Genomic DNA, 12844 nt, shown 5'->3' on the forward strand with positions numbered 1-12844 from the left:
CTCCTCCTACAAATGCAGTTCACGCTTCTGTTGACGCTCTACCTATTATCCTCTCTGGATAGCACTTTTACAAAACCGGGATGCTCCCGATGTACGATCTGCCAACTAGGAGCGAAGTAGACGAGATTCACCACAGCATTTACGATATGCGTAAGGAAGTTAAAAGTCTTAAAAAAGCCTTAGCAGAACCTCAGTTAAAAGGTTGAAGTATGAAATATGAAAAATTTGATGGCGTGGAAGTACGTATTTTTGGGCAAGGCTGTAATAAATTGGGCGGAATCTGTGGGGTTACTGTTTGGCGACCAATGGATTCGCCAGTTACTTAATCTGAAACCCCTGACCAATCCCGAGTATTTACATATGTTTATTGTGTTGATATTTATTTTCGGGATTGGCTATTGGTGGGTTGGTAACGACCTTTCCCGCCAGGATATCGTGAAGCTTGGAATCTGCGCCCAATCCTCGGTTTTCCCCGTGTTGGCTTATCACACCGCGATCGGCAATCTTCACCCACTCTATTTAGTTCCGGGTGCGATCGACCTTGTGTTTTCGATTCTCTTCGGTCTGTTTCTCTACTCCTACAACGAGACTAAACCAGCTCTGGAGTGACAATTCGCAATGAATTCAGAATATGAATATGGCAACGACAGAGCTAACCCAAAAACTAATCAAGGGCGTCGAGATTTTCACCCGCCTGCGGGAGGAAGATATTCAGGTGGGGGTTACTCCCAAGGAAGAGGTTTACCGGGAAGATAAGGTACTGCTGTATCGCTTCTCGCCGAAAGTTGAGCATTCGCTGAATATTCCCATCCTCATCGTTTACGCCCTGGCTAACCGTCCCTACATTGTCGATTTACAGGAGGGGCGATCGCTCGTTGCCAATTTGCTAGAGCTTGGTTTGGATGTTTACCTGATTGACTGGGGCTATCCGAGCCGAGGCGATCGCTGGTTAACCCTTGACGACTACATCAATGGCTATATCAATAACTGTGTGGACGTGGTACGCGATCGCTACAACTTAGAGCCAATCAACCTGTTAGGCATTTGTCAGGGGGGAACCTTCAGCCTTTGCTACAGTTCCCTTTACCAAGAGAAGGTAAAAAACCTGATTACTATGGTCACCCCCGTCGATTTTCACATCAATGACGGACTCCTCAATGTTTGGAGTGGATGCACTCTGGGGTCAAAGGCTGTAGATATCGATTTCATGGTGGATACTCTGGGGAACATTCCCGGCGACTTCCTAAATTTAGAGTTCTTGATGCTGAAGCCTTTTCAGTTAGGAGTTCAGAAGTATATTGACCTTCTGGAGAACATAGATTGTGAAAGCAAACTAATCAATTTTCTCCGGATGGAAAAGTGGATTTTTGATAGTCCCGACCAAGCTGGAGAGGCTTACCGACAGTTCATGAAAGATTTCTCTCAGGGAAACAAACTGATTCAAGGTCAGGTCGAGATTGGCAACAAGCGAGTGGATCTGGGAAACATCCGCATTCCGATTTTGAACATTTACGCCGAGCAAGATCATCTCGTTCCTCCAGCATCTTCCTTAGCTCTTAAGGCATACATTGCTAGCGAAGACTACACCTTGCGCTCCTTCCCAGTTGGGCACATCGGGATGTATGTCAGCAGTAAAGTGCAGCGAAACCTTCCTCCCACTATTGTCGATTGGCTAAAGGTGCGATCGTAGAAAAATCGATGCTAATGTTCTGCCTAACCACGATGCCTTGGTTTGCTGCGATCGCCCACTTATGCGCGTGTAAATGGGTGTTTCATTGTGGCAACTGTGTTCCTTCTACACAACCTAGCTTAACGTTAATATCCATCTAACAGTAGACAAAAACAGAGCTCCATTGATGCTAGTTTATGAGCATCTATAAAGATAAGCAATCGCATGATTAGGACGTAATTAAACACCCCAAACTCAGCACGCCAGTGGGGTATTAATTAAAGCCAAAGTTGAACGGCAAGAGCACCTTAGCTAACAAGGAGAGAGGCTGTATGGCTCAAACAAAGAACGATTCAGAGGTCTTGCCGGAGGATTTTAGTGATCCATCCGCAGATAACGCTTTAATCGAGCCGAAAAAAGACAGATTAGGATATGCACCCTTCGCCAAACATCTTGCAGACAGTATTTGCCAAATGAACTTTCCTGAAGGGTTCGTTATTGCAGTTTACGGTTCCTCAGGTTTTGGCAAATCGACACTATTGAACTTTTTAACGTACTATCTCCAGCAAAAGCCAGAGAGCGAGCAACCTATTATTGTTCCTTTTAACCCCTGGTTATTTGCTGGGGGCGAAGACATCACAAGGCGCTTTATTGGTCAATTACAGGCTGTTTTGAGCCAATTTAAAGCTGTCCCCAAAGGCTTCCTAGGTCGAATAGCCAATCTGGCTAAAGCAGTTTCTGAAATTCCTATTCCTTACGCTCAAGCTGGCAAGGCACTTGTAAAATTATTTGACGATAAAGAAAAGGAAACTTCCGACTTAAAAGAAGAAGTCGAAGATACACTAGGAGACGAGCATCCGCGAATTGTAGTAACGATTGACGATATTGACAGGCTCAGCGCTGAGGAGATTAGTCAATTATTTCATCTTATTAAAGCAATTCCGAATTTTACTAACGTTGTCTATTTGCTAGTTTTCGATCGAGAAGTGGTCATCAAAACTCTCGCAGATACACAACCTCTACCCGGACAAATCTACCTCGATCAGATTGTTCAAGCTTCTTTTGAGTTACCTCTCCCAGATAAAACCTCACTCCGCACGCTACTTTTTGAAAAACTCAATGGCATACTGACTGACCCACCAAAGCCACTATTCAATCAAAATCGCTGGGGCAATGTTTATTTACAAGGGATAGATCATTTTATTAGCAATCCTCGTGACATTGCTCGTCTGACCAACATCTTAACCGTGACATACCCAGCGGTGAAAGGTGAAGTGAACCCAGTTGATTTCATTGCTATTGAGTCTCTGCGAACCTTTCGCCCAAAAATATATGACATAATCCGCAAAAATCCTCAATTCTTTGCGGGAAATGCGGATGCGAAAGGTTCTCTAATCCCGACATTGGACGAAATCAAAGATTTTCACGATTCCTGGGTGACTAAGTTTGAAGATGACGAGGATAAAGAACCAGTTAAACGGCTGCTCTTACAGCTTTTTCCTAAGTTAGAAGCCGTTTGGCATAATACCTACTCCCGTGCACAAGATGAGTCAATATGGAGCAAACAATTACGGATTTGTAGCTTAGATATATTTCCAAAATACTTCCGTTTAGTCTTAACACAAGATGAATTCTCTCGTGCTGAGATTAAAGCAATTTTTGCCTTGGCAAAAGATGCTAAGGCATTTGGGGAAAATCTTGTAGAACTCGCTCATCAAAAACGCTCTGATGGCACGACGCAAGTTCGGGCATTTCTTGAACGGCTTGAGGATTACCCTGAAAAAGAAATTCCTACCGATTGCATTCCTTCAATTGTGAAAGCTTTGTTTGATGTCGGCGACCAGCTTTTGCCTCCCGAAGACGAACCGCAGGGAATGTTTGATTTTGGCAATGACATTAGAATTGAACGCCTGATCTCACGATTGTTGCGTCGGATTGACGAACAAGCACGGTTTGAAACCTTGAAAGAGGCAATGTCAAACGGTAACGCCTTATCCATAATTGTGCGCGAAATAGCAGCCTTGGGTCAGGAACAAGGTAAGTATGGAGCAGAGGAATTTATCCCCGCAGAGGAATGGCTCCAGAGTGCAGAACACCTTAAGGAGCTTGAAGGAATAGCCTTGAAGCGGCTGCGAGATGCTGCACAACAAAACTTCCTACTGAAATCCCCAAAGCTCTCTGAAAATTTACACTATTGGCAAAGTTGGGCAGGAGCAGAGGAAGTCAAGCAATGGGTTGAAAAGATTATTGATAATGACGAAGGGCTAGTTTATTTCTTGGAGAAGTTGCTGCAAAAAGATTTTAGTGAGGATGGGTCGAACGAAACTCAAAAAACAGGCTACAAACTTGACCTTAGCTGGCTCGAACCCTATCTCGAACCATCCGCGATCGTTGAGCGAATGAGTAGCCTCGGTGAAACGATCGACTTAACAGAAGATGGGAAAAATGCGATCGCCCAATTTATCCGAGAATATGAGATGCAGCAGCAGGGAGAAAGCCCGGATTAGTCAAGGATTTAGGCGATCGAATAGCAGTGCTAGAGCCTCGATCCGGTAATCCAAATGATGTAGAGGGTATGACGCAACTGACTGGCGACGAACGTTAGAAACTCATCGTTCAGGGAAGCAACCAGGGCTAGGCCATAAATTTATTGCTATTCCTTTGCTTCAATCAGCTCTGTTGGTTGCCTGGCTGGAAATAGGGCGCGTATTAGCTGACCCACAGGCACAGAACGCTGCTCGCGAACAAACACCAAGGGCAGCAGAGCAAACAGTCGCAAGACGGCTGAGAGAGCAAACGCCGTTGGCAAACCACCAAAACCAGTCTGACTCGCGACAAAGCCACCAACAGTGATTCCCATCGCCCCAGTGATTCCAGGAACCGCCGCCGCAATCGCAAAATAAATCGACTGATTGCGTAGCGGTGTCACCGACATCATCAGATTGCCACTGCACAGGTCAATTGCTGCCCAAGTCGCACCGCCCACTATATGCAACAAGGGGAACCAAGCCCAAAGGAAAATAGAAGAAGTTCCAGCTTCTAGCCACAGTAGAGGCGTCAGAGCCACCAAGATTCCCACAGTTATCATCAGTGGGCGATTGCCAATCCGGTCAGCCAGTCTGCCCCAGAACATCAGCATCAGCAAGTTAGCACCAGCTCCCAAGCTGTTATAGAGCGTTACCACGCTGACATCTAGGTTGAGGTCGCCCAGTAAGTAGAGGTTAAAGAAGGGAGCGCTGATGTTGACCGCAAAGCTCCAGAAGCCTGTGTAAAGAAGAAACCTCAAAAAATTGGCATCCTGGAAGAAGCTAAAAATAGTCCCCCAAAGCGAGCCGTGGTCTGTATCCGAATCGACGGGCTGTAAAAGCTTTGGATTAACATCAGTCATCCAGAAGTGAAAGACCAGACTGATTATCCCCAGCACGATTCCCAGAACCAAGACCGCACCGAAGCCATAGAGCGAGCCACCGGGCCACTTCGATACTGCTAGACCCAGAAGCGGCACAGCGATGAGATTGGTTAAGGTAACAACACTATTGCGAAACCCAAAATACCGCCCCCGCAATCGCTCTGGTACTAACACAGCCATCCAGCTAAAAAAGGAAGCACGCCCCAAAGCTTCCATGATATTAGTCACCCAGATAATTGCCAGTGTCAACACTACCAACTGGTGTCCAGCCATACGAGATGATCCCACCAACCAAATCCCTGGTACAACCAGCAACCACAGCAGCCGCGAGGAGCCAAAAATAAACAGTGAATACCAATTGCGACTGTTCGTGCGGTCTCCCAGATAGGCTCCCAGCGGTTGCAGCAAGTTGGTTAGCTGAGGAATTGAGGCGAGCAAACCAATTTCCACTGTACTGGCACCTAGATCCAGCAAGAAATTACTGAGCAACGCGCCGCCAATGATACTGGCAAAGACTGTAGCGAAGCCACCTTCGGTAGTTAATGCCTTGAGGCTTGTCCGAATTTCTCGCTTGGAAATTTTTTGAGGCGGCTGGGGAGGAAATACCGTCTCTGATAATGCCCTATTCTCTGGTTCGACTTTTAATACTAAATCTTTCTCGGTGTGTTGAAAATCTTCAACTATTACTCCTTGCAAGTTTAGTAATCCTGTCAGTAGAGGATTCATGAGCGTTATTTGTAATATTCGCTACATTAACATAGGATAAGCCGAAAAACAAACCCTATTTTGTTTATTGCCACATCCCCACTAGGATAGATATATAAAAAAGTTGTTTGATAAGCAATTATACTTAAAATTCTACTTAAATTTTCGGAAATGGCACAAGGCGGTTCTTGTCCCCGCAGTAGTTCATTGCAAGGAACTATGAATAAAAATCCCTCCCCGTTCAGGGGGAGGGTTCGTCAATTCGCCGTCTCAAGACTAATTGGATGAGCTTGCTGGTGGACTTTCATCCTCAAGTTCTTCTATTAATGGTAAAGGTTTCAAAGTGGTGCGTCCTGCTTGAATAGCTGCTGCTTGACGCTTGAGTGTTGGGATCAGGACTCGCATTAGCTCACTCACAGGCACAGAGCGCTGCTCGTGAACAAACACCAAGGGCAGGAGGGCAACGACGCGCAGGACGGCTGAGAGAGCAAACACCGTTGGCAAGCCACCAAAATCAGTCAGAGTCGCGACAAAGCCACCAACGCTAATTCCGATCGCCCCAGTAATTCCAGGAACCGCCGCAGCAACAGCAAAATAAATCGACTGATTGCGTAGCGGTGTCACCGACATCATCAGATTGCCACTGCACAAGTCGATCGCTGCCCAAGTCGCACCCCCGAGTATGTGCAACAAGGGGAACCAAGCCCAAAGGAAAATTGGAGCCGTTCCAGATTCTAGCCACAGTAGAGGCGTCAGAGCCACCAAGATTCCCACAGTTATCATCAGTGGGCGATTGCCAATCCGGTCAGCCAGTCTGCCCCAGAACATCAGCATCAGCAAGTTAGCACCAGCTCCCAAGCTGTTATAGAGCGTTACCACGCTGACATCTAGCTTGAGGTCGCCCAGTAAGTAGAGGTTAAAGAAGGGAGCGCTGACGTTAACCGCAAAGCTCCACAAGCCTGAGTAAAACAAAAACCTCAAAAAATTGGCATCCTGGAAGAAGCTAAAAACTTTCGCCCAGGGCGACCTGTGGTCATCTGAGTCGGCGGCGTGTACTAGCTGCGGGTTGACATCAGTTATCAAGAACTGAAAGACCAGACTGAGTATTGCGAACACAACTCCCACAACCAATACCACACCGAAGCCATAGAGCGAACCACCCGGCCACTTCGATACTGCTAGACCCAGCAGCGGCACGCCGATGAGATTGGTTAAGGTCACAACACTGTTGCGAAAGCCAAAATACCGCCCCCGCAATCGGTCTGGTACTAACACAGCCATCCAGCTAAGAAAGGAAGCACGACCCAAAGCTTCCATGAAATTACTCAGGCAGATAATTGCCAATGTCAACAGCACCAACTGGCGCGGCTGGATACGAGATGAGCCCACCAACCAAATCCCTGGCACAATCAGCAACCACGGCAGGCGCGAGGAGCCGAAAATCAACAGGGAATACCAGTGGCGGCTCTTGATGCGGTCTCCGAGATAGGCTCCCAGCGGTTGCAGCAAATTGGTTAGCTGAGGAATTGAGGCGAGCAGACCAATTTCCACTGTACTGGCACCGAGATCGAGCAAGAAATTACTAAGCAACGCGCCGCCAATAATACTGTAAAATACGGTTGCAAAGGCACCTTCGGTAGTTAATGCCTTGAGGCTTTTCCGAATATCTCGCTTGGGAATTTTAAGATGCGGGTTTGTAGTAAGTACCGGCTCTGATAATGCCTTATAGTCTGGGATTTCCTCAATGGCCAGAGAAGCCAGAGGACTCGTTTCTACTAAAATCTTATCTTCTTGTGGATGCAGCATATTCTCTAGGCAATATTTAAACGCTCGACCGGAACTACATTACTCCTTTGCTCTGAGTGCATTTCTAAAGACAAATGTCCTAAAAAATGCTTTATTTAAATCCTGTAATGGCAACCCCTTACCTGCTCGGCGTTAATTAGTAAACGCCATAAAGTATTTCAGAAATATAACCAGAACCTGTCCCAAACAGTCAGGTTTTTTATACAGAACTTATATAAAAATACTCTCTATTATAGTATAGTAGAAATTCAATAATTTGCAAAAGATTTTTATAGGAATTTTTTATTTATTGTAAACAAACTTTAAGCTTTCAGTTACAATATTTGCTTAAATTATTTTATAGTAAATCCTTAAAAGTTATTTCTCAAGATAGATGTCTTTGTAAACTCTGAGGATGGTGCAGATATGCTAGCTCTCAGGTGTTGGGAGTTAGAAGTTGAGCTCGTAAATTTCAACTCGACCCAACTTTCCTAGAGTGACTTCATCTTCAAGCGGAAGAATTTTTAATGAGGATTTTAAGGAGTAGGCTCGATGCAACAGAAGCCAATAAATTAGCAGGTGATTGCCGTTGTTGGGGCTTCGAGGGGCATCGGACTTGAGGTAAACCTCCAGTTTGTTTGATGAGGGAGGGGCAAAAGGAAGAGGTTGTCTCTGTTGGCAGTGAGGTGCGACTAAATTCCTTGATGGGCGAGATTTGGATCTCTGGCGGTGAGGCAACCCCTTTCGTTTCAAGATAGGTCGATCGCCCTAGCACTACATTCCATTAGCTAGAGGAGAGGAAATGGATCGCAGCTTAGGATGTTTAATAAAACAGGGAATTTTCTAGGGAACGATGAGCTTATTACTAATAGATATGGATGGTACGCTCCGCGAACCGCTCAGCGGACAACAATACTTCCAACATCCCAAAGATCAACGCATTATTGAAGGTGCTCAGATTGCCATTGGCGCTTACAAAGACGATTGGATAATTGCCGGCATCACCAACCAAGGTGGAGTTGCCGCAGGTCATAAGTCTATGCAAGAGTGCATCAAGGAACAGCAATACACGCTTGAGTTATTCCCAGAGTTGAGAGAAATCTACTTCTGCCCAGACTTTGAGGGTAAAAAGTGTTTCCGCGTCACTAGCCACAATTTTTATAACCACAGCCAAACGAAGTGGTCTGGACAGTACCGCAAACCGCGATCGGGTATGTTGCAACTAGCAATGGTCAGACACAAGCACACCCCGCAAAATTCGCTGTATGTGGGCGATCGCCCCGAAGATGAACAAGCTGCCCAACGAGCAGGTATACCCTTTCAATGGGCATGGAACTGGATCGAGCAACATCAACAGGCGATCGTCCCCAACCTTACAGAAGTACAGTAATTCACAGGATAGTCATGGAACGAGAGATTACAGATAGCGACGGCATTACCTGGATATGTATTCAAGCATATTCTGGGCTTTCCCAAAACGCAGAAAACCTGGATGCGGCTCAGGTTAAAGGGCAGGAGGATACCTACTGGGTAGTCTGTACAGTGGTGGCGCAAAGTCGGTGCGGCTCAAGCTTGAGGGCGAATGGGAAACGTCCTACTCTGACGAGATGTTTGCTCAACGAAATTGAAGCACAGCAGGGGGTGTGACTACAGCCAAACCAAGTGGTCTCGACAGTATTGTAAACCGCGATCGGCTATATTGCCACGGGCAATTGTCAGGCACAAACACACTCCGCTTACCGCTGCTTCAAACGACTGCGACTTAAAGATCGACAAACAATCTTTAAACAACCGCCATCACCTGCAATCGAAGCTCTATAACGTTGCTTTTAGCTTTTCTTTAGAAACAGCTTCTGAAGTTTTTTGCCATTTAAAGAAACTGCTTGAACCATTGGGAATTCAGAAGTATTGCACGGATGGTTCTGGCAGCTACGATCGCTCCTTATCACAATACAAGCATGAAATCGGTAAACGAAAGACACAAAAAATTGAGAGAAAGCACTTAAATTTGAGGGCAATAATCAAAAGGTTGTAGAGAAAGACTATCTGTTTTTCCCAGACAGAAGAGATGCACGATCGGGGAATGGGATTATTTATTAATCGATATGAGTTTGGTGTAGCAATTTACTTAACAACAGAGCGTTAACACCACCATTTTTTTTGCAGCCCAACCCGCCGTTATGGTATTCTGTTGTGTGCAATTAACACTTATTGACTCAGCTACTTGCCGATAGCTGAATGATATTACGATCGAGCCTACTGTGTTCATTGAGTCATGAAGCCGTTCGCGCATAAGCCGGAGTAAGATCGTCAACAGATCGGTGGAACTACAGGAGACCCCAAAAGCATGAATTCCAGAGTTTTGAGTTTCCTTGCTGCAATGCTCGTTTCCATATGCGTGGCGGTAAATGTTAGCTACGCGGTCGATGATGATGGCAACAACATCAAGAGCGCCGTGGATGAAGTAATCCGGCCAGTGATGTTGCAATACCGCATCCCTGGGATGGCGGTGGGGATCGTCACGAGAGGTGGGCACTACGTCTTCAACTACGGCGTGATCTCCAAGGAGACTCGGAAGCCCGTTACTGGCGACACGCTTTTCGAGATCGGGTCGATTAGCAAGACGTTCACCGCTACGCTTGCTTCCTACGCGCAAGCCAACGGCGATCTCTCGTTGTCCGACAGTGCGAGCAAGTACCTCTCTTCCTTGCAAGGCAGCAACTTCGATCGGGTGAGTCTGCTAAACCTTGGGACGCATACGTCGGGTGGTCTCCCGTTGCAGGTTCCTGACGAAATTACGAACAACGACCAACTGATGGAGTATTTCAGGAACTGGAAACCGACCTACGCTCCAGGGACGTATCGGACTTACTCCAATCTGAGCATCGGGATGCTCGGCACGATCGCAGCGAGGAGCATGAACGAGGATTTCGTCGCCCTCATGCAAGGTAAGCTTTTTCCCGCCCTGGGAATGAACCGCACCTATCTCGACGTTCCCTCTTCGGAGAGCCAAAACTATGCACAAGGCTACACAAAAAATGACGAACCGATTAGGATGATGCCCGGAGTTCTCGCGTCGGAAGCCTACGGTATCAGGACTACAGCCGACGACACGATCCACTTCATCAAGGCGAACATGGGGATGCTCAACCTTAATGAAAAGCTGCAACGTGCGATCGCCGCCACGCACACCGGATACTTCAGGATCGGCGAGATGACGCAGGATCTGATCTGGGAGCAGTATTCCTATCCGGTCGCCTTGAAGGACCTGCTTGCCGGGAACTCGGTAAAGATAAGCTACGAGGCCAATCCGGCGATCGAGATCGATCCTCCGTCGCCGCCGAGGGAGAACGTTCTGATCAACAAGACTGGTTCGACGAACGGTTTCGCTGCCTACGTCGCGTTCATCCCGCAGAAGGCATTCGGAATCGTCCTCTTGGCGAATAAGAACTACCCGATCGATGCGCGGGTGATGGTCGCCCATCAAATACTGAATCGGTTAGACACCGACAACGTGTCGAGAGGTACTCTCAACTTAAGCTGAATCGCTCACAGTTCGCTCATTTTTTTCGAGGTATAGACAACTGAAACCAGTACAAAAGAAGTAGTCCTTGTCAGACTACTTCTGCATTATATAATCAGTGCCAAAGAGTGCCGAAGAAATAATTATCCAGCAGTCAACATTAGAACACTTTCGCTACTTCGAGAAGGTATTCTGGTTACACGCTGGGTTGAGCACTCGATGAACTCTGCATACTGATTTCTCCTGACTTCACAAATCCGTAGTAGAAAGCGACAGCAGCAGTAAGGGCATTGAGCCTGATATTATTTCCAAAAAGTGGTGTAAGCCCGAACAAGGTATTTGCAAATGGCAGCAATCCTAAAATTGCACCTGCTGCATAAAGGATAGCGAAGATGCGATTGAACACAATTGACCCGCTTAAGCTAGTAAATGCAGCCATTCCCCAAACACCCACTAAAATGCCAATTGCATTATGAAAATAGTTGGTGAGGAATACCCCGAATATATATAGCCGAAGCCTGGTTGGGTCGCTCGGTTCATCTGGGAGCAACTGCGCGCAATCTCGATCGACAATTAATGCACGCCAGGGGGCTTCTTTCACGTCCTGGGGAAAAGTAAATGGCCCACAGTTGACACGCTCAATTGCGAGTTCCGGAACGAGTTGCGATCGAGGGATCTTGCTGGCAGCGCATCTCGCCTTACATGGATGAAGCTTTTGGTTCCGGCTACCAATAGAAATGAGTCAAACCGCGTTCTCAGGTGTTTGAGATTTAATAGTTTTTGACACCGTTGCTATAAAACTGTTTCTAATTGGTCTAAACTACTAAAATAGTGATTGCCTATTGGTTGATTGGTCTGAGATATTCCCACCTTCTTTGACGCCCGACTTTTTCACCATTGAGTTCGCTCATCCCATCGGCAAATGCACGCGCATTCCGTAGTCCACCATCAGGAAATTGTGGAAAGTGGCGGCGCGGCCGTAAGTTGCGATCGCACGATCGCAAAATTTACCAGTCGCAACAATCAGCGTTTACTCTTCTCCTAAAGTTCTAATAGTCCGGAGATGAACAATGCCTTACAAACAGATTGATGACTTACCCCCGTCCGTTAAGGAACACTTACCCAAGCATGCTCAAGAAATTTTTCGAGCAGCTTTTAACAGTGCTCTAGAAGAATATGATGAAGAAGAGCGTGCATTCCGAGTCGCTTGGGGTGCAGTAAAACGTGATTACGAGAAGGGTGGCGACGGAAAGTGGCACCCCAAGTCCGAATAAGAGCCTGCTTTAAAAACTCATCGTTTACCTTCCCCAAATATAAGAATAATTAGCGGGGAATAATCGAAATGCCACCGCTGCGCTCTAACACAGCGTATTTGATTCGATCGGTTCGTTCCAATTCTTGCAGTTCCCGTGCTGCCGTCAACACATCACCACCAATGCGTGCCTGGTTCATCCGCTATCTCAAGGGTTGACCATCTTTCGCAACCACCATTGACACACCATCCAATGCGTTACTCGGGGATTAGCATTGAAGCGTTTTAGGTCGCTGGAGGTTTGCTGCTTTTGCAATGGAGCGAGATTTAGCCGCGATCGACAATCATCCAACCCAATTGGTGGATTTTGAGAATGGCGTAGTGTCATTGAGCGGGCGTGAGGAAAATTGCGGTTAAGCAACTTTCATTACCAACAAACACCGCGCGATCTCTATCAGCAGGCTTAAGCAGCCTGCCCGTGAATATGCCTCAAAAGTTGGA

Annotated in this window: 14 protein-coding genes; 10 read left to right on the plus strand and 4 right to left on the minus strand. The window is 46.7% G+C overall.

The window, feature by feature from the left end:
- The first annotated feature begins 89 nt into the window (after positions 1 to 89).
- The 4 genes from E5S67_RS22650 (at position 90) to E5S67_RS22665 (ending at position 4176) form a co-directional block, all read left to right on the plus strand.
- Positions 90 to 206: a poly(R)-hydroxyalkanoic acid synthase subunit PhaE gene (locus tag E5S67_RS22650; protein ID WP_246276930.1), complete on the plus strand. Its 117-nt coding sequence runs from the start codon at positions 90 to 92 to the stop codon at positions 204 to 206.
- 10 nt (positions 207 to 216) lie between these two features.
- A complete protein-coding gene (locus E5S67_RS22655; RefSeq protein WP_172190630.1) occupies positions 217 to 609 on the plus strand; it encodes a hypothetical protein in 393 nt (130 codons plus the stop codon).
- A gap of 28 nt (positions 610 to 637) precedes the next feature.
- Positions 638 to 1690, plus strand: coding sequence for a class III poly(R)-hydroxyalkanoic acid synthase subunit PhaC (gene phaC / locus E5S67_RS22660; protein ID WP_172190631.1), 1053 nt, complete (start codon positions 638 to 640; stop codon positions 1688 to 1690).
- 311 nt (positions 1691 to 2001) lie between these two features.
- Complete coding sequence (locus tag E5S67_RS22665; protein ID WP_172190632.1) at positions 2002 to 4176, plus strand: KAP family NTPase; 2175 nt, start codon at positions 2002 to 2004, stop codon at positions 4174 to 4176.
- Between the two features lie 146 nt (positions 4177 to 4322).
- Here E5S67_RS22665 and E5S67_RS22670 read toward each other — a convergent pair whose 3' ends face one another.
- Positions 4323 to 5804, minus strand: a complete 1482-nt coding sequence (locus E5S67_RS22670) for an MFS transporter (RefSeq protein WP_172190633.1) — start codon at positions 5802 to 5804, stop codon at positions 4323 to 4325.
- Positions 5805 to 6059: 255 nt separating this feature from the next.
- Positions 6060 to 7589 (minus strand): MFS transporter, encoded by a 1530-nt coding sequence (locus E5S67_RS22675; RefSeq protein WP_172190634.1) that lies wholly within the window; start codon positions 7587 to 7589, stop codon positions 6060 to 6062.
- A gap of 832 nt (positions 7590 to 8421) precedes the next feature.
- On the opposite strand from E5S67_RS22675, the gene E5S67_RS22680 reads away from it, so the two are divergent.
- The 4 genes from E5S67_RS22680 (at position 8422) to ampC (ending at position 11112) form a co-directional block, all read left to right on the plus strand.
- The gene (locus E5S67_RS22680; RefSeq protein ID WP_172190635.1) at positions 8422 to 8958 is read left to right on the plus strand and encodes an HAD hydrolase-like protein; all 537 of its coding nucleotides are present in this window, start codon (positions 8422 to 8424) and stop codon (positions 8956 to 8958) included.
- A 14-nt stretch (positions 8959 to 8972) separates the two neighbouring features.
- Positions 8973 to 9215 (plus strand): hypothetical protein, encoded by a 243-nt coding sequence (locus E5S67_RS22685; RefSeq protein ID WP_246276931.1) that lies wholly within the window; start codon positions 8973 to 8975, stop codon positions 9213 to 9215.
- A gap of 52 nt (positions 9216 to 9267) precedes the next feature.
- Complete coding sequence (locus tag E5S67_RS34840) at positions 9268 to 9603, plus strand: IS1 family transposase (RefSeq protein WP_172190636.1); 336 nt, start codon at positions 9268 to 9270, stop codon at positions 9601 to 9603.
- A gap of 312 nt (positions 9604 to 9915) precedes the next feature.
- Entirely contained in the window at positions 9916 to 11112 is a 1197-nt protein-coding gene (gene ampC, locus E5S67_RS22695; protein ID WP_172190637.1) for a class C beta-lactamase, read from the plus strand.
- 175 nt (positions 11113 to 11287) lie between these two features.
- Here the strand turns inward: ampC and E5S67_RS22700 are convergent, their stop codons facing one another.
- A complete protein-coding gene (locus tag E5S67_RS22700; protein WP_339382966.1) occupies positions 11288 to 11692 on the minus strand; it encodes a DUF4383 domain-containing protein in 405 nt (134 codons plus the stop codon).
- A 321-nt stretch (positions 11693 to 12013) separates the two neighbouring features.
- Between E5S67_RS22700 and E5S67_RS34110 the strand changes: the two genes are divergently transcribed.
- Positions 12014 to 12136 carry a hypothetical protein gene (locus tag E5S67_RS34110; RefSeq protein WP_281363564.1) on the plus strand — a complete coding sequence of 41 codons (123 nt, stop codon included), beginning with the start codon at positions 12014 to 12016 and terminating at the stop codon, positions 12134 to 12136.
- A 25-nt stretch (positions 12137 to 12161) separates the two neighbouring features.
- Complete coding sequence (locus E5S67_RS22705) at positions 12162 to 12365, plus strand: ChaB family protein (RefSeq protein WP_172190638.1); 204 nt, start codon at positions 12162 to 12164, stop codon at positions 12363 to 12365.
- A gap of 49 nt (positions 12366 to 12414) precedes the next feature.
- Here the strand turns inward: E5S67_RS22705 and E5S67_RS34115 are convergent, their stop codons facing one another.
- On the minus strand, positions 12415 to 12543 hold the full coding sequence (locus E5S67_RS34115; protein WP_281363565.1) for a DUF421 domain-containing protein: 129 nt from the start codon (positions 12541 to 12543) through the stop codon (positions 12415 to 12417).
- Positions 12544 to 12844 lie beyond the last annotated feature (301 nt).

The sequence above is a fragment of the Microcoleus asticus IPMA8 genome (assembly GCF_013179805.1).
GTDB classification, from domain to species: Bacteria; Cyanobacteriota; Cyanobacteriia; order Cyanobacteriales; family Microcoleaceae; genus Microcoleus; species Microcoleus asticus.

Excerpts from the sequence above, each read along its gene's own strand:
- E5S67_RS22650 (WP_246276930.1), top strand. The coding sequence starts at position 90 with ATGTACGATCTGCCAACTAGGAGCGAAGTAGACGAGATTCACCACAGC.
- E5S67_RS22655 (WP_172190630.1), top strand. The coding sequence starts at position 217 with ATGAAAAATTTGATGGCGTGGAAGTACGTATTTTTGGGCAAGGCTGTA.
- phaC (WP_172190631.1), top strand. The coding sequence starts at position 638 with ATGGCAACGACAGAGCTAACCCAAAAACTAATCAAGGGCGTCGAGATT.
- E5S67_RS22665 (WP_172190632.1), top strand. The coding sequence starts at position 2,002 with ATGGCTCAAACAAAGAACGATTCAGAGGTCTTGCCGGAGGATTTTAGT.
- E5S67_RS22670 (WP_172190633.1), bottom strand. The coding sequence starts at position 5,804 with ATGAATCCTCTACTGACAGGATTACTAAACTTGCAAGGAGTAATAGTT.
- E5S67_RS22675 (WP_172190634.1), bottom strand. The coding sequence starts at position 7,589 with ATGCTGCATCCACAAGAAGATAAGATTTTAGTAGAAACGAGTCCTCTG.
- E5S67_RS22680 (WP_172190635.1), top strand. The coding sequence starts at position 8,422 with ATGAGCTTATTACTAATAGATATGGATGGTACGCTCCGCGAACCGCTC.
- E5S67_RS22685 (WP_246276931.1), top strand. The coding sequence starts at position 8,973 with ATGGAACGAGAGATTACAGATAGCGACGGCATTACCTGGATATGTATT.
- ampC (WP_172190637.1), top strand. The coding sequence starts at position 9,916 with ATGAATTCCAGAGTTTTGAGTTTCCTTGCTGCAATGCTCGTTTCCATA.
- E5S67_RS34110 (WP_281363564.1), top strand. The coding sequence starts at position 12,014 with ATGCACGCGCATTCCGTAGTCCACCATCAGGAAATTGTGGAAAGTGGC.
- E5S67_RS22705 (WP_172190638.1), top strand. The coding sequence starts at position 12,162 with ATGCCTTACAAACAGATTGATGACTTACCCCCGTCCGTTAAGGAACAC.
- E5S67_RS34115 (WP_281363565.1), bottom strand. The coding sequence starts at position 12,543 with ATGAACCAGGCACGCATTGGTGGTGATGTGTTGACGGCAGCACGGGAA.